At 61.6% G+C, this 19,031-nt stretch carries 12 protein-coding genes; 7 read left to right on the forward strand and 5 right to left on the reverse strand.

What is annotated here, in order from left to right; all coding sequences use genetic code 11:
- Positions 1–372, forward strand: a 372-nt coding sequence (locus ACILSE_RS11295) for a 3-isopropylmalate dehydratase small subunit 2 (RefSeq protein ID WP_395717496.1), incomplete at its 5' end; no start/stop codon positions are given.
- A 39-nt stretch (positions 373–411) separates the two neighbouring features.
- A complete protein-coding gene (locus ACILSE_RS11300) occupies positions 412–2,142 on the forward strand; it encodes a putative manganese-dependent inorganic diphosphatase (RefSeq protein ID WP_395717497.1) in 1,731 nt (576 codons plus the stop codon).
- 6 nt (positions 2,143–2,148) lie between these two features.
- On the opposite strand, the gene ACILSE_RS11305 is transcribed toward ACILSE_RS11300, so the two are convergent.
- Both ACILSE_RS11305 and ACILSE_RS11310 read right to left on the reverse strand, forming a co-directional pair.
- Entirely contained in the window at positions 2,149–2,820 is a 672-nt protein-coding gene (locus ACILSE_RS11305; protein ID WP_395717498.1) for an esterase/lipase family protein, read from the reverse strand.
- Between the two features lie 41 nt (positions 2,821–2,861).
- A complete protein-coding gene (locus tag ACILSE_RS11310) occupies positions 2,862–7,958 on the reverse strand; it encodes a DUF1549 domain-containing protein (RefSeq protein WP_395717499.1) in 5,097 nt (1,698 codons plus the stop codon).
- Between the two features lie 162 nt (positions 7,959–8,120).
- Here ACILSE_RS11310 and ACILSE_RS11315 point away from each other — a divergent pair, with 162 nt between their 5' ends.
- From ACILSE_RS11315 to ACILSE_RS11330, 4 genes are read left to right on the forward strand one after another with little or no spacing between them, the layout of a single operon-like run.
- Entirely contained in the window at positions 8,121–9,578 is a 1,458-nt protein-coding gene (locus ACILSE_RS11315; protein ID WP_395717500.1) for a Wadjet anti-phage system protein JetA family protein, read from the forward strand.
- A complete protein-coding gene (locus ACILSE_RS11320; protein ID WP_395717501.1) occupies positions 9,575–10,231 on the forward strand; it encodes a DUF4194 domain-containing protein in 657 nt (218 codons plus the stop codon). The genes ACILSE_RS11315 and ACILSE_RS11320 overlap by 4 nt, the downstream gene beginning before the upstream one ends.
- The gene (locus ACILSE_RS11325; RefSeq protein WP_395717502.1) at positions 10,228–13,623 is read left to right on the forward strand and encodes an SbcC/MukB-like Walker B domain-containing protein; all 3,396 of its coding nucleotides are present in this window, start codon (positions 10,228–10,230) and stop codon (positions 13,621–13,623) included. Before ACILSE_RS11320 ends, ACILSE_RS11325 begins: the two co-directional genes overlap by 4 nt.
- Positions 13,613–14,797, forward strand: coding sequence for a Wadjet anti-phage system protein JetD domain-containing protein (locus ACILSE_RS11330; RefSeq protein WP_395717503.1), 1,185 nt, complete (start codon positions 13,613–13,615; stop codon positions 14,795–14,797). Before ACILSE_RS11325 ends, ACILSE_RS11330 begins: the two co-directional genes overlap by 11 nt.
- On the opposite strand, the gene ACILSE_RS11335 is transcribed toward ACILSE_RS11330, so the two are convergent.
- The gene (locus tag ACILSE_RS11335; RefSeq protein ID WP_395717504.1) at positions 14,788–15,951 is read right to left on the reverse strand and encodes a M48 family metalloprotease; all 1,164 of its coding nucleotides are present in this window, start codon (positions 15,949–15,951) and stop codon (positions 14,788–14,790) included. The genes ACILSE_RS11330 and ACILSE_RS11335 overlap by 10 nt on opposite strands.
- Before the next feature lie 93 nt (positions 15,952–16,044).
- Between ACILSE_RS11335 and ACILSE_RS11340 the strand changes: the two genes are divergently transcribed.
- Positions 16,045–16,860, forward strand: a complete 816-nt coding sequence (locus tag ACILSE_RS11340) for an NYN domain-containing protein (protein ID WP_395717505.1) — start codon at positions 16,045–16,047, stop codon at positions 16,858–16,860.
- Positions 16,861–16,863: 3 nt separating this feature from the next.
- On the opposite strand, the gene ACILSE_RS11345 is transcribed toward ACILSE_RS11340, so the two are convergent.
- Positions 16,864–18,087: a bifunctional folylpolyglutamate synthase/dihydrofolate synthase gene (locus ACILSE_RS11345; RefSeq protein WP_395717506.1), complete on the reverse strand. Its 1,224-nt coding sequence runs from the start codon at positions 18,085–18,087 to the stop codon at positions 16,864–16,866.
- Positions 18,084–19,001 carry a PEP-CTERM sorting domain-containing protein gene (locus ACILSE_RS11350; RefSeq protein ID WP_395717507.1) on the reverse strand — a complete coding sequence of 306 codons (918 nt, stop codon included), beginning with the start codon at positions 18,999–19,001 and terminating at the stop codon, positions 18,084–18,086. The genes ACILSE_RS11345 and ACILSE_RS11350 overlap by 4 nt, the downstream gene beginning before the upstream one ends.
- Positions 19,002–19,031: the final 30 nt, after the last annotated feature.

The following is a 19,031-nucleotide window of genomic DNA, read 5'->3' on the forward strand; positions in this document are numbered from 1 at the left end:
TCCAATTTCGGCTGCGGCAGCTCCCGTGAGCATGCCCCGCAGGCGCTCTACCGCTTCGGCATCCGTGCCGTGATCGCCGAAAGCTTCGCGGAGATCTTCTTTGGCAACTGCACCACGCTCGGCATCCCCTGCGTCGTGGCGGCTGGCTCTGACATCCGTGTGCTTGCCGCCGAGATCGAGCGCAACCCGCAGCTTGAGGTCACGATCGACGTCGCCGCGGGCAAAGTGTTCTTTGAGGATCAGGAGTTCGCGATCACACTGCCCTCGACCGCCCACGAGGCGCTCACCACGGGCAAGTGGGACCCCATCGCCGAGCTTCTCGAAAACAAGGACGCCGTGCATGCGCGCATCACCGCGCTTGGCTTCGCCTGATTCAACCGCATCGCGGCCGAAATCACCGACAATCGACGAATGCGCTCCACCGAGAACACCATTCGCATTTCGTCCTCAGCGCGGCAGCTCGCCTCGCCGGACACGATCCATGTCATCGGCCACCGCAATCCCGACACGGACGCGATCTGCTCGGCCATCGGCTACGCCGCCTTCCTGCGCGACGTTCGCAAGATGAAGGCCGAGGCCGCGTGCTGCGGCGAGCTCAGCGTGCGCACGAACTGGGTGCTGCAAACCGCCGGAGTGGCAGCGCCGAAGCTCCTGCTCGATGTGCGTCCCACCGCGGCCACGATCTGCCGGCGCGATGTTTTCACCGCCTCTCAGCACCAGACCTTCCTCTCGGTCTATCGCATGATGATGGACCACAACTTCCGCGCCATCCCGGTCGTGGACGAGACGGGCCGTCTGCTCGGCATGCCGTCGATCCAGGAGCTGGCGCAGTTGTTTCTTCCTGCTCAGACGAATGAGAAGACCGTCGCCGCCAACCGCGAGGTGCGCACGAGCCTGCTGAACATCGTCAACGCGCTCGACGGCATCGTCGGTGGCACCGCGCCTGATCTGGAAGCGATGCAGGACCTTGTGCTCGTCGTCGCCGCGTCGAGCCTCGAAACGACCAGGAAGCGCGCGCAGCAGTTCGCCGCCGATCATCTCGTCGTCATTACCGGCGACCGCCCGGAGATTCATGAGCTCGCCGTTGAGATCGGCGCTCGTTGTTTGATCATCACCGGCAAGTTCAAGGCCTCCACCAGCATCCTCTCACGCGCCGCTGAGAAAGGCGTCGCCATCATCTATTCGCCCTACGACACCGCCAGCACCTCGCAGCTCCTGCGCTTCTCGCGGCCGATCGGCGAGGCCCTGACGCACGAGTTTCTCTCGTTCACCTCACGCACGCCGCTGCTTGAGATCGTCCCCGCAGTCCAGCACGCCCATCAGGCGCTTTTTCCTGTCGTCGATGACGAGACGCACAAGCTGCTCGGAGTTTTCTCAAAGTCCGACCTCATCGACCTGCCGCGCATGAAGCTCGTGCTCGTCGATCACAACGAGTTCGCCCAGGCCGTCACCGGCGCGGACGAGGCGGAAATCCTCGAGGTCATCGACCACCACCGCCTCAGCGGCAACCTGCGCACCAAGGAGCCCATCCGCTTCCTCAACGAGCCCGTCGGCAGCACCTCGACCATCGTCGGCATCATGTACCGCATGCAGAAGGCCGAGCCGGACAAGGGAACCGCCATCTGCCTCTGCGCGGGCATCATTTCCGACACGCTGCATCTCACCAGCCCGACCACCACCGAAACGGACAAGGACATCCTCGCGTGGCTCGCCGGCATCGGCGGCATCGACAGCGCCCAGTTCGTGAAGGACTTCTTCGCCGCCGGCTCCATGCTGCGTGAAAACACCCCTGACCGCGCCTTGGAAAGCGACCGCAAAGTCTTCGAGGAAAACGGGTGGCACATCAGCATCAGTCAGATCGAGGAACTTGGCCTCGAGGAGTTCTGGAAACGCGAAAACGACCTCCAGGCCGCGCTGCAGGCCCTTCTCGCGAAACACAGCCTCCACTTTGCCTGCCTCATGGTCACCGACATCACACGCCATCACAGCGTTCTGCTCGTCGCCGGCGACAAACGCGTGATCAATGCCATCGACTACCCGCTGGCGAAGGAGAACGTCTATGACATGCCCGGCGTCGTGAGTCGGAAGAAACAACTCTTCCCCTACATGAGCCACGTCGTCACGAAGCTGGCAGCACCTTGAGGCGTGTCATGCTTCCTTGAAGCTGCCTGTCTGCAGAAAGCGCCGCACCGCGCGCATCACGACCGGCCTGAAGAGCACCGTGAGATGATTCACCGGCAGCACGATGAAATCCGCCTGCCCTTCCACCTGGCCGCCCTGCGTGGAGACGATGCCATCGTGCTCCTCGCCCAGCACATGGCCGAACAGGCGCAACGTGGCCTTGTTTCCCATCAGCACCCCCGTTTCAGGCGGCAGCGGGCCGAGCGCCTTCGGCGTGTGATGCGGCTCCGTGCCGAGTTCATCCACCACCGGCCCCAGCATCCAGCGCGGCCAGCCCAGCGGCCTCACCAGGTCGATGATCTCGCTGCCCTGGTTCGGCGGCACCAGCAAAACGCTGCGTCCCAGCGGAAACGCCGGATCACGCCGCGCCGCCCACGCGCGAAACACGATGCCACCGAGTGAATGCGTCACGAAATGCACCCGCGCACCCGCTTCCAACTCCAGTTCTGCCAACCCCGGCTCGATGTGCCGCTCCACCGCTTCCGAAATTGAAACGCTGCGCGACGGATAACCGATAAACCGCACACGATACCCCCAGAATTTCAGCCAAGCGCCCACGACCCACATACTGCGTAGCGTGCGCCCAAGTCCGTGGATGAGGACGACGGTGTCGGAAAATTGGAGCGAACTGGCAGGCATGCGGGTTGATACAACTCAAGCAGCATGCCATCGCAAACCAATCAGTGATTAAACAAGAACGCCGGTGAGTTGATCAGCGCCCACGCGAGGTCCTGCGCGGCGGTGAGGCGCTTGTTCGTGAGCTGCTTCGCACTCAGATCGGAGTCGCGGCGGAGTTGGATGAGTTTTGGGTCGAGGGTGATGGGCTTTTGCATTTCCAAATGCTTCGCTTCCAACGCGAGCAACTGCGGATCAGCCGGCAAGGGAGTTCTCGCGGCAGCCAATGCCTTTTTCTGCATCTGGTAGTCGCGGAACTGGTTGAGGAAGTGGGCGGCGAGCTCGGCGTTTTGCTCGGGGGTGCGTTTGGGGGCCTTGAGGGCATCGGCGACGGTTTTGGGGACGCCGAAGCGGATGGTGGGGCTGGTGGTGACCCAGAGGCGGAAGCGGCCGGGGTTGTATTTGCCGTTCTGGAAGTTGCTGTTCATCTGGATGCTGAAGCTGGTGCCGCCTTCGTTGCTGACGGGCTTCTCGAAGCTGAAGATGGCCTCGTGACGGAAGCCGCCTTCGGGGCTGACGGCCCAGCCGCGGTCGCGATTGCCTTTTTTGAGGGCTTCGGTGACGGGGAAGTTGGTCTGTTCGAAGTCGGCTTTCGGATTTTTGAGCGTTTGGGCCACGCCGGAGCCGCGTTTGCGTTTCGCGTCGGCGGCATCGGTGGTGACGACGAGCTCGCCGAGGACGAAATTGCCATCGGGGGCAACGCCGGGGCCGTTGTTGGGCAGGCGGTCATCGGGCAGCATCTCGAGTTTGATGCCGGTGATGCCTTGCAGGTCGCTTTTGCCGAGGAGGAGGTAGTTTCCGGTGCTTTCTTTGCCTGCGGGCATCGGCGTGGCGAGGAAGCTGCCATCGGGGAGCTTGTCGAGCTTCTCGACGCCACCAGCACGCTGCACCTTGAGATCGAGCAGTTGCCATTCGGTGGTCAAATCGAGGTAGTTTTCCCACTTCGGCTGATTGGCAGCGGCGGTGTCATAGGAGGCCTTCACCTTGGCTTCGGCGGCTTTGATGGCGGCTTGGCGTGCAGCCTCTTTTTTCGCGACTTCGGGGGCGATTTTGGCCTGGTAGGCCTTCAATTCGGTTTCAGCGGCTTTGATCGCGGCGAGGCGATCTTGCTCGGCTTTGGCGATGACGGGCTTTTGCTCGACTTCCTTGGCCTGGAGCGTGGCGGCGAGTGTTTTGTGCTCGGCATCGAGTCCGGCCATGCTTTCGAGTGCGGCGGAGATTTCCTTCTCGGTGGCGTGGCGGTTCAGGATGCGCATGAAGACGGCGTCGATGAGCTGTTTGTCGTCGTTGATCTCGGCGGTGAGCTTGGCGATGGCGTTGTTCGAGTCGCTGATGGCATCGCCGACGGTCGGACCGCTCATCAAGGCCATGACGGGGCCGAGGTTGACGTCGTTGCTGCGTTCGCACTCGCACACGCTTTCACGAGCCGGGCGGCCGAAGTTGGTGAGGAAGCCGTCTTGCAGTTTGATCTGCGCATCGGCCAAAGCGGCGGCGCGGGTGCCTTTGGGCACGCCGGGGATATTGGGCATGCTGCCGGTGACGGCGAAGACGCTGTCAAAGAGCACCTCAGCAGGCAGGCGACGCGCCTTGGCGTGGCTGTAGTTGATCTTGTCGTCCTCGTTCCATCTGTTCGTGGCGAGGCTGAGCTGGTAGGTGCGGCTGTTGGCGATGAGTTTCATCAAATGGCGCACGTTGAAGCCACTCTGGATGAATTCGTTCGTCAGATATTGCAGCAGCTCGGGATTGCTCGGCGGATTGCCGGCGCGGATGTCATCGAGCGGTTCGATGACGCCTGTGCCGGTGAGGTAGCCCCAGATGCGGTTCGCATAGCTCATGGCGAAGTAATCATTCTGCGGGCTGGTCATCCAGGTGGCAAAAGCCTCGCGGCGGGAGCTGGCGGTGCTGCTGATGAGCTCGGTGTCGTAGGGCACCTTCGGCGAGACGGGCTTGTTGGTGCGGAGGTGGAGCACATCACCGTCTTTTTTATCGCTCACGATCTCGTAGAGCGGCTTCGCGCCTTCGACAGCGGTGCCGCCGATGGTGGCACCTTTCGCGTTCGGATCGGCGGCGAGGCCGATCTGCGAGAAGTAAGCCGCGGTTTCATAATACTGGTCCATCGTCCAGCGCTCGAAGGGATGGTCGTGGCACTTGTTGCAGTTGAAACGCGTGGCCAAAAACAGGTGCGTGGTGTTTTCGACGAGTTCCTCCGGCGTGCGCACCGTTTTGAAGTAAGCGGCGGCAGGATTCTCTTTGTTTGAGCCGGTGGCGGTGACGATGCGGTAGGCCATGCGGTCGTAGGGCGTGTTGTCGGCGACCTGCTGCTTGATCCACGTGCGCAGTCCGGCCGCGCCCTCGGTGCCGAGGAATTTGGAGTTCACCTGGAGCATGTCGGCCCATTTGTTCGACCAATGCTCGATGAAGTCGGGATTGCCGATGAGCTTGTCGATCACTTCGCCGCGCTTCACACGCACATCGCGCTTGTCGGCGAGGAAAGCGGTGACCTCCTCGGGCTTCGGCGGCAGGCCGGTGAGGTCGAGGTGGATGCGGCGAAGGAAGTCCTCATCGCTGCACAGGCCGCTGGGCTCGATCTTCATGCGCTGCCATTTCTGCGCGACGAGTTCGTCGATCTTGTTCCAAGTCTCGGGCTGCTGCCATGCGAAGCCGGTGCGATCACCCATCACCGTGATCGTGGTGGCGGCATAGGCACCTTCAAAGCGGGCGAGGATGGGTGCCTCACCGCGGCGAATGCTCGTCATGAGGCCTTTTTTGTCAGCTTCGATGACTTCGCCGTTGCCGCTTTCGAGGAAGGCCTCGGCGGTGACGTCTTTGACATAACCATCGGCATAGCGGGCGATCACGCGCATCTGCTGGCGGCTGCCGATCTTTTCCATGACCGGATTTTTCGGGCTGACTTCGATGCTGGTGACCTTCGGCGTGCCGAGATTCACCTTCGCGCCCTGGCTGATCCACGCTTTGAGCGATTCGTAGTAAAGCTCGCCCGGCACGGTGAGCTGGCCGCCTTCATGCGGCACGGCACCGCTGGCCTTAAGCAGCATGAGCGAATGCTCCGGCGAGGCGACATTCGCTCGACGACTGGCGAGTTCGTCCGCGTAGGCGAGCACGTCATACATGGGATCGTAACCACGCAGCGAGAGCTTGAAGCCCGCCTTGCCGTCTTTGGCGCCGTGGCAGGTGCCTTGATTGCAACCGAGCTTCGACGTGATGGGCATGATGTCGCGGACGTAATCCGGCTTCAGCGCCACATTCAGGCCGCTGACATTCGCGGGCACGCTGGCGGTGCGGCCCATGAAGCTGATGTTGATCGCCGTGGCACCGTCTTTGTCCGGACGAATCATGCCGCGTGAGTCGATCTGCACCACGTTGCCCTTTGCGGCGGTGATCTTTGCCATGCGGGTGACATCGGCACGCGTGCCGTCGCTCATCTTCGCGGTGATGAGGAGCTGCGCGTATTCGGTGGGCTTGGCGATTTTGACGTTCGCAGGCTCGACCTCGATGGAAGCCACGGTGGGGCCGGTGTGCAGCGTCTCGACCTTGTCGTCCTTTTTCACGTCCACACGCACGGTGTCGTCCGCGATGACATCGCTCGCGGCGAGCACTTTTTCCTTCACGAGCGGCACGGAGGTGAATTCTTTGGCGATCTTGCCCGTGGCGGCATCGATGAGGCGGATCTGACCATCCTGACCCGCTGCGACAACCGTTTTGCCATCGGGCGAAAAGCTGACGCTGAACACACCCGCCGGCACCGGCGTGCTGCTGAGCTGCTTCACGTCTTTGGTGATCCAGTCGTCGAGCTCCTTGCCTTTGCCGTTCACGGTCTCGACGATCTTTTTCACCTCGGGTGGCATGTCGCTCGAATACTCGCTGCTGTAGATGTTGATCATGCCGCTGCCTTCAAACGACGCGCCGGCGACGATGCGCTTGCCATCCGGTGCAAAGTCCACGCCGAAGATGCGGCCCTGCATCGCGGGGAATTTGCGGATGAGGTTCGCGTTGTCGCCGATGACGCGCTTCGTGATGCGCTCCATGCGGTAGATCGCGGGCACGCCGTCGGTGCCGCCGATGAGCACCTCGTTGCGCTGCGGATGCCGCGCCAGCACCTGCACGCCGCCTTTGAGTGCGCCGGGCGTGATGGAGGTGACGTTATCGACGAAGCGCATCGTGGCGACCTCGGTGAGCTTCACGCTCATGTCGCGACCGCAGGAGACGACGTGTTTGCCATCCACTCCCCACACGGTGTCGAGCACCCAATCGCTGTGGCCGCCCATGAAGAGCGTTTCCTTGCCCGTGGCGATGTCGATGGCCCGCACGGCATTGTCCGCGCAGCCAAACGCGAGCTGCTTGCCGTCCGGCGACCAGCTCGCGCCGTAAATGGTGTCAAACGTGAGCGATTTGGACAGCTCGAGCTTCTTCGCCGCCACGTCCCAAATCTGGATTTCGCCCATGCGAGCCGGGCTGCCGCCCGTGACCGCGATCTTTTTGCCATCCGGCGACCACGCGAGCTTCTGAATGCGCTCCGCGAGTCCCACCAGTCGCGCCACGATGCCGCTGCCATCCGCTTTGTGAATGAGCACCTCATGATAACCCGCCACCGCGATCATCGCGCCATCCGGCGAGTATTCGACCGACGTGACCGCGGGCGCCGTCACATACACCGGCGGATGCGCCATGTCGTATTGCGCCTTCGCTGTGGCCGGCGTGTCATCCTTCGCGCCTTCGGTGATCCATCGCTCGATCAAGGCGATCTGCGTCGCATGCAGCGCATCCGCCTTCTGCGGCATCTCGGCTTTGCCATGCGCATCCGGTTTGATGAGCTTCAGCAGATTCGACTCCGTCGCCTTCCCCGGCACCACCGCCACGCCTTCCTCGCCGCCCTTCAGCAACGCCGCGAACTCCGTCATGATGTAATCGCCCTTCTTCTTCGCCGGCTGATGGCACCCATTGCACTGCGCCTGGAAGATCGGCCGGATGTGTTTGTAAAACGACACCGGCTTGGATGGATCAATGCCTTCATCTTTCTTCGGTGCCTGCGCGAAAGCAGACGAAGACAAAATGAGAGCGGAGGCGATGAGGCGAAGCTTCATGGGCATAGCAAGGGTTTGGGGCCGGAAAAAACGGCCTGGAGAGCGCAATCCTTGCGCAGGCGGCCCGGACGGCGGGATCGTCCATGCCGCGAGGCGGGTATGGACGTGAAAACCGCTCCCTGCTTGCCCCGGCGTCCCCCCTCCGCATGATGCGCGGCTCTGATGCCAGACCTTCTCTCCACTGCCCTCTACCGCGAAGTGCGCGATCCCGCGTTCTTTCGTGTTTTAGCGGGCAAAAATGCGCCGACCTATGTGGATGTGCTCGATGCGCTGGATCGCGAGTGCGCGGAGCAGCCGGATGGCTTGGAGCGCAATGACGCTGTCGAGATCATCGCGGATGTTTTGGCGAAGCATCCCGAGTTTCAACCCGAGGAGGAGGAAATGGCTGGTGGGAGCGAATCACCGCCGGAAGCGCAACCGACTCGTGAGACCGCTCGTCGCGTGCTGGATCATTTGTCGCGCTGCCGTTGGCTGGAGGAGCCGCCGCGCAAGGACTGGCGGCGCAAGCTTTATTTCGATGCGCATGGCTCCACGCTGATCGCGGCGCTGCGCCAGATCGCGCATCCTGAGGCGGCGGTGTTCACGGACAAGCTCACTGCTGTCTGCGCGATGCTGGCGAACGAGCCAGAGCTGACCGAGCGTCCGCTGCAAACGGTGGACGTGTGCTTAGCAAACACGCGTCAGGGACTCGGAGAGCTGCGCACGATGCAAAAGTCCGTGCAGCGCCTCACGCGGCGGCAGCTTGAGGAGGGCACGCTGAAAGGGAACCTCTCGCTCGTGTTTGAGGACTATGCGGAACAGGTCGCTCATGGCGCGTATGCGGAGCTGATCCGAGCCCGTTTGCCCGCGCGTCTGCCGGAGGCGGTGCGGCGCATCGGCGAGAGATTGCAGGATGACTCGACTGCGATGGCGGAGATGCAGACCGAGCTGCTGCGCCGTGAACCGACGCTGAGTGCCGAAACAGCCCGCGCCCGTGTGCGTCAGCGGCTCGATGATCTCGCGCATCTGCTGGAACTGGTGCAACCCATGGCGGACGAGATTGATCGCCGCACAGCGGACTTCACCCGGCGTTCGCTATCGCGTTTCCGCTATCTCCAAGATGTGACGGGCGAACGTCGCACGGAAATTCGTGATTTCTTCATGCGGGCGAACGAGCTGCTGGCCGGAAAGCGCCTTTCCAGCACCTGGGAGCTGCCTGAATTGCCAGCACTTCGCCTTCCTGAAACCCGCCTGCCGGCCGGACTCGACTCCCTTTACGCTCCACCGATCCGCCGCACGGCTGGTGAACAGGCGGCACTGGACGATGAGGTCACGGACGCTGAACGTGAGGAAGGCCTGCGCGGTATGGAGCGTGCGCTGCGTGACTCGCTTTCCGTGCGTCGTGCGAACGAATTTGTGAAGCGGCTGCCCGGTGAGAAAGGCGCACGCATCTCCAGTGCCGACCTGCCAGTCGCCTCCGAGGCGGATTTGACGGAACTCATCGCCCTGCTGCTGCACGCGGAATCCAATGAGGCCGCCTACAAGCTGGAAAGCAGCCGCAGCATCGTCCAAGAAGGTGATATCCCGCTCGACACCCTGCCAGGAGCCCGAGTGGAGCATTTTGACCTGATCAAGAAATGACCGAAGCCGCCCCCAACCTTAACGACACTCCCGCGCCGGAGCCTTTGCTGCGGCTGCAGGAGCAGGATCGTGCTCGGCTGGCCGAGGCGCTGCAGGAACTGCTAGCGCATGGTTCGCTGCTGGGGCTGGAAAGCGGGCAGAGCGCGCTTTACAACTGGTGCAGGCAAAACTTCGAGTGGCTGCGCGAGACAGCCGCGCTCGCCGGACTCGACGTGGCCCTGCTGCATGACGAGCGCATGGTGCAGGCCATCCCGCGTGTCGGCTCGATGGTTTTGCACCTTCGCCAGGATGCCACGCTGGTTTGGCTGGCACTCTGGTATGCGGCGGATGTGCGCTGGAGGGATGAGGGCGAGACACAGGCGTTTCTCACGGTCACGGAGCTGAACGCGCTGCTGAAAGACCAGCTCCTGCCAGATGCTGTGGGCCAGATTGCCCGAGGGCGGCTGCGCGAGATTTTGCGTCAGGCGGCACGGTTCAATCTCATCCGCTTCCAGCCTGCGGAGCCTTTTGAAGACAGCGGGATCGAGGTGCTGCCTGCGATCCGGCGCGTGGTGCCCTTCCGCGAACTCGCGGAATGGAACGAGTCCGCCGGTGCCTTTAAAAAGAATGACGCAACCGCGATCTCCAACACGGATGAGGAGGTGGAAGCATGAGCGCCAGGAGCCGTGCCATCCGTCTCTCCCGCCTGCATGCAATCAATTGGTATGGCTACCAGGACACGCTCGCGGTTCAGGGAAATCTCGTGCTCGCCGGTGTCACGGGTTCGGGCAAATCCATCCTCATGGACATGCTCATGCTCGTCCTCGTGGGACCGGAAAAATCTCGCCAACATTTCAATCGCAGCGCTACTGGTTCCAGGTCCGACCGCACGCTGAAAGGCTATTGCCTGCTCGATACCAAGCAGCAGTCGGAAAGCGGCCAGCCGCAGTTTTACCATGACAAAGGCGTGACCACCTACGTCGCCGCCGAGTTCATCTGGCCAGATGGGAAGCGCGTCGAGACTTGGGGCCTGCGCATCGAGTTCCGCAACACAGCGGAGAACGACGGCCACATCACGCCGTTCTTCTGCCAGGGCAGTTTGGAGAAGGACGACTTCATCCATACCTCCGCCGAGGATGGCAAACGCCGCACGCTGGACATGCACGGCTTCCGCCAGTTGATCGAAAGCCACCAGGGACGCCTCTTCCCCTCCTCCCGCGAATACCTGCGGGACATGAGCAACGGTGCGCACCTCAATTTCAACCGCGAGGTGTTGGATCGCCTGCTGCCCAGTGCGATGTCCTTCACGAACCTCAAGAGCTTCGACGACTTCTGCCGCGAGTTCGTGCTGCCCGGCGAGGCGGTGCCAGTGGATGACGTGGTGGCAAGTTACCGTGACTTTGAATCCTACGAAAACGAGCTGCGCCAGCTTCGCGGACAGCTCACTCGGCTGCAAACCATCCGCCAGCTTTCCGAAACGCGTGTCTCCGCCCAGCGAGACCGTGATGTGGCCCGCTACCTCGCCACGGAGCTGAACCACGAGCACGCTCAAAGCCTCGTCACCAGCATGGAAAAGCGGCTCGCGGACCTGCGCGAGAGCTTTGCAGGCGATGAGCAGCGTCTGCGGGAACTGGAGGAAGGCATCGCACGCTGCCGCGGTGAGCGGGAACGTCTGCTCGGCCTCATGCACGAGTCTTCGGAGGGTCGTCTCTATCACCAGCTCACGGAACAAGGCCGCAAACTCGAAGCCGAGCTGCTGCGCCTGCGCGAACTCGGCACCAAGCTTAGTGATCGTCTGCGCAAGCGGGTGAAGGACGCGAAACAGTGGCAGAAGGATGTGAAACACGCGCCGCTGCCCAAGCCGGTGGACACGCACCGTCTCGATACTGCCATCGAGATGCTGGAGGAGTGCGATGAGGCATCCACCGCGAACGCGCTCAGCCTTCTGCGAGATGCGGCTGATCAGGTCTGCAAAAACCTGCGCCAGGCTTTTGCCGGAGACGCCGAGGAGCTTCGTCGTCTGCGTGGTGAACGCTCGGACCTCGAAGCACAGATCCACACGCTCAAAGCCGGACTGCCGCCCATCGAGCAACCGCTGCTGCACACGCTGAATGATCGGCTGCTATCGTTCCAAGGCCGACCTGCTGCCCGTGCTCTGCGGGAGCTGTGTGAGGTGGCCGATGAAACTTGGCGCGAGGCGATTGAAGTGGCCTTCACGGAAAAATTCGCCGTCATCGTCAGCGAGGAGCACTACCCCGAGGCCGTGCGGCATTTTCATGAGCTGAACGCAGGCTCTCAAGGCCCGAAAGCCGCCGTCGAGTCTCTCATCCATCCTTCGCGGATGCTCGCGCAGAAGCCCAAAGCTGCCAAAGGCTCGCTGGCGGAGAAACTCGAGACGGATGATCCCGTTGCCCGTGCCTGTGTGGACCATTGGTTTGGGCAGGTGAAGTGCGTTTCAAAGCTCGCAGAGTTCGACAAGCATGACGCCGCCATTCTTCCCGATGGGCTCATGCTTCGCGATGGCATCGTTCTGCGTGCTCGGCGATACGATGGTGTGCCTTTCGTCGGCAAACGTGGCTTGCAACGCCAGCAGGAGATCAAGCAGGATAAGCTCACGAGCATCGTCGCCAGCATCCGCCGCCTGGAACCGCTGGAAACGGAGATCAATGCCATCATTGCCGACAAAGACGCCAAGATGCCAGACCATGCCTCGCTGGCCCAGGACCTCGTCCGAGTCGAATCTCTGCCCAAGCTGGAACAGGATCACGAGGAGCTAATGAAGCGTCTTCAAGAGATCGACACCGGTTCACTGCATGAACTGGAGCAGCAGGCGCATGATTTGCAGACGCAGGCGGAGTCGTTTGAGAAGGAACGGCTCGAAATCGCCCGCAAAGGCATCCAGCGCGAAATCGAGCAAACGGAGAAAACACTCGCCAGCCGACGCGAAGATGCCTCCAAGCGTGAAGACGACTTTTTGCGCCTGAAACGCGAGATCGACATCTCCGCGCACCTCGACCGTTACCGGAGCTGGAAGCAGGACTTGCTGGAAAAATACCTCGCTGCGGATGTCGCCGCGCGCGAGTTTGAAAAAGAAGCCAGCAAGGCCGCCGTGAATGCTGCGCAGGCCGAGGGTGACCTCAAAGCCGCGATGGTCGAGTTCAAGAAAACCTTCTCGCCACGGTTCGATGACCTGCCCGAGGATGGCCGCAGCACTAAAGACTACGACAAGCTGCTCAAACGCATCGACGGCCAAGGAATCCCTGAGTTTGAGAAGAAGGCCGAAGCCGAGCGCAAGCGCTGGGAAAGCCTCTTCCGCACGCAGGTGCTCAGCCGCATGCAGAAGGCGCTCAAGGACATCGACAACATCATCTTCTTGCTCAACAAGCAGCTCAAGCGGCAGATCGGGAACGATGTGTATCACATCAAAAAGGAGCCGAATCCCGAGTTCCGCTTTTACCGCGACCTCATTCATCTGAACTCCAACCGGGAACCGGACGACCTCTTCTTCGCCAGCCTCGAAGGCGAGCTACGCACTGCACTGGACCACTTCCTGCAAACGCTCGTGAAGCAGTCGAACAGCCCCGAGGCCGTCAAGCTGCTCGATTACCGCCAGTACTTCGACTACGACCTGCTCGTGACCGATGTGCGCCAGCCGGATGCCAAGCCCGTGAGCGTGGACAAGCAGAGCGGCAAGATGAGCGGCGGTGAAAACCAGAGTCCCTACTTTGTGGCCATCCTCGCCAGCTATCTGCACGCCTACAACCGCCACGAAACGCGCTGGAAAGAGCCCAGCCTGGCGCTGGTGCCTATCGACGAAGCCTTTAGCAAGCTCAGCGGCGAGCGCATCCAGGACTGCCTCGCTGCCATGCAGGAACTCGATCTCCAGGGCGTCTTCAGCATGTCCAGCGGCAACATCCCCTTCGCCTTCAGCTTGTGCGATGAACTCATCGTCGTCACCAAGACCGAGAAGCGTGAGGGCGGCAAAACCCGCATTCGCAACATTCCCGCCGTCCTCTTCCGCGACACACCCGAAGGCAAAGCCTGGATGAACAAGCATGGCTCATGAGCATCCAGAGATCCTGAAGGCATTCGCCGCTCGCTACCGCGAATCCCAAGCGGGTCGCACTGGCATCAGCGCCTCAGATTTCACACTCGACTACAAAAAGCTGCTCAAAGCCGCCCACGCCGACAAAGTCGAGGCTCGCATCCTCGCCGAAGAGCATCTGCGCCGTGCCGCCAGCCAGTCGCTGGGCCATCTGGTGCTCGAAACACACTCTCGGGACGAGAAGATCATCCTGCTCGTCCGCCTCAAACGTGACGGTGGTGAAGCGTGGCTTTTCGATTTCTTGGGTGAAGCCTCTCCGACAGAGGAGCGGGCCACTCTGGCGGAGCTGTTCGACTCCTTTAGTGGCTCCATTTTGCCTGAAAACTGGCTCACCAACCTTTCCCACCAAGCCCGCACCGGTGGATCGATCGAACCCTTCAAACGCGATGACCTGGAAGGAAACCGCGAGCTGCTGACGGTGCTGACCCGCGTGCTAGAATGGAAGGGCGAGTCCCTGATGCGATTCTCGAGCTGTGTGATCTGCCGCGACTCCAAGCGGCTCGAAAAACTGCAAAGCCGCCTCGAATCCGCGCTCGGCCAGATCAACGGACAAACCTTGGAAGACCTCGGTCTGCTCGAAAAGCCACGCCAAGTGCTCCTGCACGGCCCGCTGAAGCTGGACAGCCTCGATTTCGCCTCCCTGCGTGGTTCCATCACGATCTCCGAAACCGACATTCGTGCCGCTGAGGTCATCACCTGCTCCGCCGCGAGGCTTCTGACAGTCGAAAACGAAACGACCTTCCTCGAACTCGTGAAGCTGAACCGAGGCGAGAGCCTGATCATCCAAACCAGCCAGCCAAACCGCGCCCTCGTTCTGCTCCTCTCACGCCTGCCTGCCGAGCTGCCCACCTTTCACTTCGGCGACACCGACCCCGCAGGCTTCGACATCCTACGAACCCTCCGCGAGAAGACCGGGCGTTACTTCCAGCCACTCCACATGCGTTTCCGCCCTCGCGATGACGCCCCTCCACTCACCGCAGACGAAGTCAAAACTCTCACCCGCCTCCTCGCCGATCCATCCATGGCCGATTGCCATGCGGAATTGCATTCGATGCAGCAAACCGGCACCAAAGGCGATTTCGAGCAGGAGTCCCTCGGTCGCCCGAACTTGGAGCGGTGGCCGTTTTATGAGTGACTTCGCAGCATCATCCAGACAGCCATGGCACCGGGAATGAGAAACACCGCCCAGCCGGGCCAGGCCATGCGGCCGGGTGGTTGAGGGCGCGGATAATCGGGTGTGACACCGGCAGCGAGCATGCGGTCGTAGAGATGGGGGTGGACCATGTTGTTCCCGCGCATCACGGCGGGCACTTGGTTGGCCTGGTAGATTTTCTCCAAGGCGCGGGCATACATCACGGTGTCAGCGCTGCCCTGGATGGCGGCGTCATCGGCATGATGCTCCATGCGACGGGCGATGCGGTTGGCGAGCCTTAGCAGCAGCATAATCACGACGGCGAGCCAGAACAATCCCGCCACTCCCATGTGATGCATGAGAGGATGCATCAGGGTGATCAGCATGAGCGCAAGGACCGGAACAAGCCGTGAGAGTCGCACCGCCCAGCCCTCACGCAGGTGGGCCAGCTCATGGAGGATGATGCTGCGCAGTTCGTCGTCGGTGAGGATGTCGAGGACACGGGAGGTGAAGACGAGGCTGCGAAGGTAGATGAGCGCGGCGGCACGGGCGAGGGGCGATTCTCCGTAATACACGCGCCAGGGCTTGATGCCCGTTTGCGCCGCCATTTCATCCACGAGACGTTCGAGGCGCAGATCGGGTGACTTTTTGGCTTTGAGAAAGAGATAGAGCAGCGGCAGCCACACGCCGGTGAGGATGACGATGACCGCCAGCGTGCCGAGGGCAAAGCGCAGCCAGTCGCGGGGCTGCATCACCTGCGGCATCGTGTGCAGCAGCCAGATGACGATGGCGAGCATGCCGAACTGCACGAGCACCTGCCAGAAGGTCTCGTGCAGCCAGGTCAGAAAACGATAGCGCGGCTCGATCTCGCGGGTGGAGAAGAAGCTGGCCAGCAAATACCCTGGGATAACAGGCCAGAAGCTCGCGGATTCATCGCCTGGCAGTCCGAACAGCTTCGGCAGGATGATGGCGGAGATGATGCAGGCAAAGATGACGGCTACGAGAACACGCCGCGCCGGCCACAGCAGCCGGGCACGTTCCGTCCAGTGGGCTCCCTGGCTTTTGCGCCACGGTATCAACGCGAGATGCATCGCGATCACGGTGATCACAGCGGTGCCGAGGCCGGAGGTGAGGGCAAGCTGCCAATGGAAATCCATCCGTTCATCCAAACCGTGAAACCAAGCACGTGTCAATCGCGCTGAAGAGACACCGGTTGACCCGGATGCCTGGAGGAAGGACGATCCGTCACCATGGCCACCCCTACCGACCGCACACACACCATCGCTGTCTTCTGCGACTTTGAAAACCTGGCCATCGGCGTGAAGGATGCGAAGTATGACAAGTTTGACATGAACAAGGTGCTAGACCGCCTGCTGCTGAAAGGCAGCATCGTGGTGAAGAAGGCCTACTGCGACTGGGACCGCTACAAGAGCTTCAAGGCGACGATGCACGAGGCGGCGTTCGAGATGATCGATATCCCGCATGTGAGCCAGAGCGGGAAAAACTCGGCGGACATCCGCATGGTGGTGGATGCGCTCGACCTCTGTTACATGAAGTCGCACGTGGATACCTTCGCCATCGTGAGCGGTGACTCGGACTTCTCGCCGCTGGTGAGCAAGCTGCGAGAAAACAACAAGACGGTGATCGGTGTGGGCGTGAAGCAGTCCTCCAGCGGCCTGTTCATCGACAACTGCGACGAATTCATCTTCTACGACGACCTCGTGCGAGAGGAGGAGAAAACAAAAACGCGCCTCGCACGCGCCAAACCAGCCCCTTCAGTGGCCAAACCGGCGACGCAGGAGAAAAAACCGGGTGGCGACCCTGAAAAGGCGATCCAGCTCGTGGTGGAGACAGTGGAGGCGATGCTCGGCCGCAGCGGCAGCGACACGGTGTGGGCCGGGCCGGTGAAACAAGCCATCCGCCGACGCCAGCCGCAGTTTGACGAGCGTTTCTACGGCTTCAGCACTTTCAGCGCACTGCTGGAGGCCGTGGCGGAGCGCGGGCTGATGAAACTGGAGAAGAACGAGAACGGGTATCGCATCAAGGTGGCGGCTTCGGAGGAATAGACGTCACTGAGCACTCCGCTCGAAGGCTCCGGGTTTGTTTTCGATCAAGGACAGCGCTTCACCGGCGAGATAGAGCGAGCCGGCGATGAGAACCGGCTGATCACTGTTCACGGCATTCAACGCGTCGGCGATGTTGCTGTGGATGGAAACAGGATGTGGTTCCAGATGGAGGCCGTCCCAGATTTTGAGCAGTTCTTCCGGCGGCACTGCGCGCGGTGAATCGATTTGCGCAAAACGCAAGCAGGCGGCGATGGGATTGAGTTCGCGCAAAACAGCGGCGACATCTTTTCCGGCAACAGCACCAAAAATGAGCTGGGCTTTTTCGTGCGGGAACTGCTCGCGCCAGGTTTGGGCGAGAACGCGGGCGGCGTCGAGGTTGTGGGCACCGTCGATGATGATGTTGCCGGCTTTTTGAAAGCGGGCGGGCCATTGAACGTCGCGCAGGCCGCGTGCGACGACGGTTTCATCGAGATCGAAGCCTGCGGCATGAAGCGCGGCGACGGCCATGGCGGCGTTCCATCGCTGATGCGGGCCAGGAAGGCCGGTTTCGACCTGTGACGGCGCTTCGACGATGGTCAGCGATGCTTTACGCTCTCCAGCGGTGTGCTGGATGACTCCGAGCGCCTCGGCGTCCTGCGTCATGGTGATGACAGGCACGCCGGGCTTGATGATCCCGGCTTTTTCGGCGGCGATCTTCGCGAGTGTGTCACCCAGCATGTCCATATGATCCCAGCCGATGGGCGTGATGACGCTGACGGCGGGTGTGATCGCGTTCGTGGCATCGAGACGACCGCCGAGGCCGGTTTCGAGCACGACCCACTCGTTTTGCCGATGAGCGAACCATTCGAGGGCGAGAGCGAGAGTGAGTTCGAAGAAGGTCGGATGCGGATTCCAGCCGACGACACGTCCGCGCAGCCGCGTGATGCCATTGGCTATTTCATCCGGCGTGATCATGCGTTCGGCATCGCGGATGCGTTCGCCGAAGTGGATGAGGTGCGGCGAGGTGAAGAGGCCGGCGTTGATGCCAGATGCCCTCAGGATCGAGTGCATGAAGGCGCAGGTGGAGCCTTTGCCATTCGTGCCGGCGACGTGGATGAATTTTTGGCCTGCCGCAGGAAGATTCAGCTCGCCAAGAAGACGCCGCACGTTTTCGAGGCCCAGCTTGATGCCGAAGAGCTGCGTGCTGTAGAGCCAGTCGATTTCGCGTTGCGCCGTGTCGTTGATCATTCTCGTGGCGCACGGTGCCTGCGACGCAGCAGGGTGCAAGCACCGAGGAGCAGGAGCATGGCGCGTGACGGCTCGGGAACGACGCTGAAGTCGATGCCCTGCGCGGTCATTTGATCAAGATAGACGGCGATGAAGTTGTCGATGGAGTATTCGGTGAGGCCGATGGTGCCGACGACGGAATGTGTCCCGAGCAGGGCGAGAGAGCCGTGCCACGGAACGAAAGTCGGGCTGCTGGAGTCGCCGCTTTCGAACTTCGAGTCGCCCGTGAGGCCGCTGTTGAAAGCGTAGCCGATGCCGTAGCTGTCATTGCCGGTGCCGCCCGGAAAATTGTAGGGCAGGACGACATCGACCGTGTTGGCGCCGAGGCGAGGGCCGTTGGAGCCATGACCGTAGATGAGGACCGGCAGGCCGAGGTAGTCGGTGACAAAGGGGAAATCCAGGACCGGGTAGCTGGTGATGCCGTGGGCGGGGTTCAGGGCCGTGGAGAGCCTGCCGATGGCAAAGTCGCTGGTCTGTCCGTTGAAGGTGAAGTGATGGGTGGCGGCGCTGACGCCGTAGTTGACGACTGATCCCAGCACCTGGCTGAAAAAGCTCATCGTGGAGCCGGGCGCATGGTGGCTGGCATAGACGAAATACCGGTCGCTGATCATCGCGAAGCTCTGCGAGGTGTTTGACGGGTTCCAGCCCACTCCGGAGAGGTCGTAACCGCTGCCAAGAAATGAGAGGGAGGTGTTTTCCACCGGGCTGGTGGCGTAGCCGGAGTCAAACCTGTCGTTCGTGTCGGAGTCGTAGCCAACAATCGTCAGCGCATTGGCCGTTGAGACGGTCAGCAGCATGAGCAGGGCGATGGCCGCGTGGAAATTCACACGTCGAAAATGCAGCGAGCGCCGGCGTTTGCCAAGAAACAAGATCATCACCTTGGATTCCCGGTTTCGCAGCCGCCG

The sequence above is a fragment of the Prosthecobacter sp. genome, from assembly GCF_044236155.1.
In the GTDB taxonomy this organism is placed as follows: domain Bacteria; phylum Verrucomicrobiota; class Verrucomicrobiia; order Verrucomicrobiales; family Verrucomicrobiaceae; genus Prosthecobacter.

Excerpts from the sequence above, each read along its gene's own strand:
- ACILSE_RS11350 (WP_395717507.1), bottom strand. The coding sequence starts at position 19,001 with ATGATCTTGTTTCTTGGCAAACGCCGGCGCTCGCTGCATTTTCGACGT.
- ACILSE_RS11325 (WP_395717502.1), top strand. The coding sequence starts at position 10,228 with ATGAGCGCCAGGAGCCGTGCCATCCGTCTCTCCCGCCTGCATGCAATC.
- ACILSE_RS11310 (WP_395717499.1), bottom strand. The coding sequence starts at position 7,958 with ATGAAGCTTCGCCTCATCGCCTCCGCTCTCATTTTGTCTTCGTCTGCT.
- ACILSE_RS11340 (WP_395717505.1), top strand. The coding sequence starts at position 16,045 with ATGGCCACCCCTACCGACCGCACACACACCATCGCTGTCTTCTGCGAC.
- ACILSE_RS11330 (WP_395717503.1), top strand. The coding sequence starts at position 13,613 with ATGGCTCATGAGCATCCAGAGATCCTGAAGGCATTCGCCGCTCGCTAC.
- ACILSE_RS11315 (WP_395717500.1), top strand. The coding sequence starts at position 8,121 with ATGCCAGACCTTCTCTCCACTGCCCTCTACCGCGAAGTGCGCGATCCC.
- ACILSE_RS11335 (WP_395717504.1), bottom strand. The coding sequence starts at position 15,951 with ATGGATTTCCATTGGCAGCTTGCCCTCACCTCCGGCCTCGGCACCGCT.
- ACILSE_RS11320 (WP_395717501.1), top strand. The coding sequence starts at position 9,575 with ATGACCGAAGCCGCCCCCAACCTTAACGACACTCCCGCGCCGGAGCCT.
- ACILSE_RS11300 (WP_395717497.1), top strand. The coding sequence starts at position 412 with ATGCGCTCCACCGAGAACACCATTCGCATTTCGTCCTCAGCGCGGCAG.
- ACILSE_RS11345 (WP_395717506.1), bottom strand. The coding sequence starts at position 18,087 with ATGATCAACGACACGGCGCAACGCGAAATCGACTGGCTCTACAGCACG.
- ACILSE_RS11305 (WP_395717498.1), bottom strand. The coding sequence starts at position 2,820 with ATGCCTGCCAGTTCGCTCCAATTTTCCGACACCGTCGTCCTCATCCAC.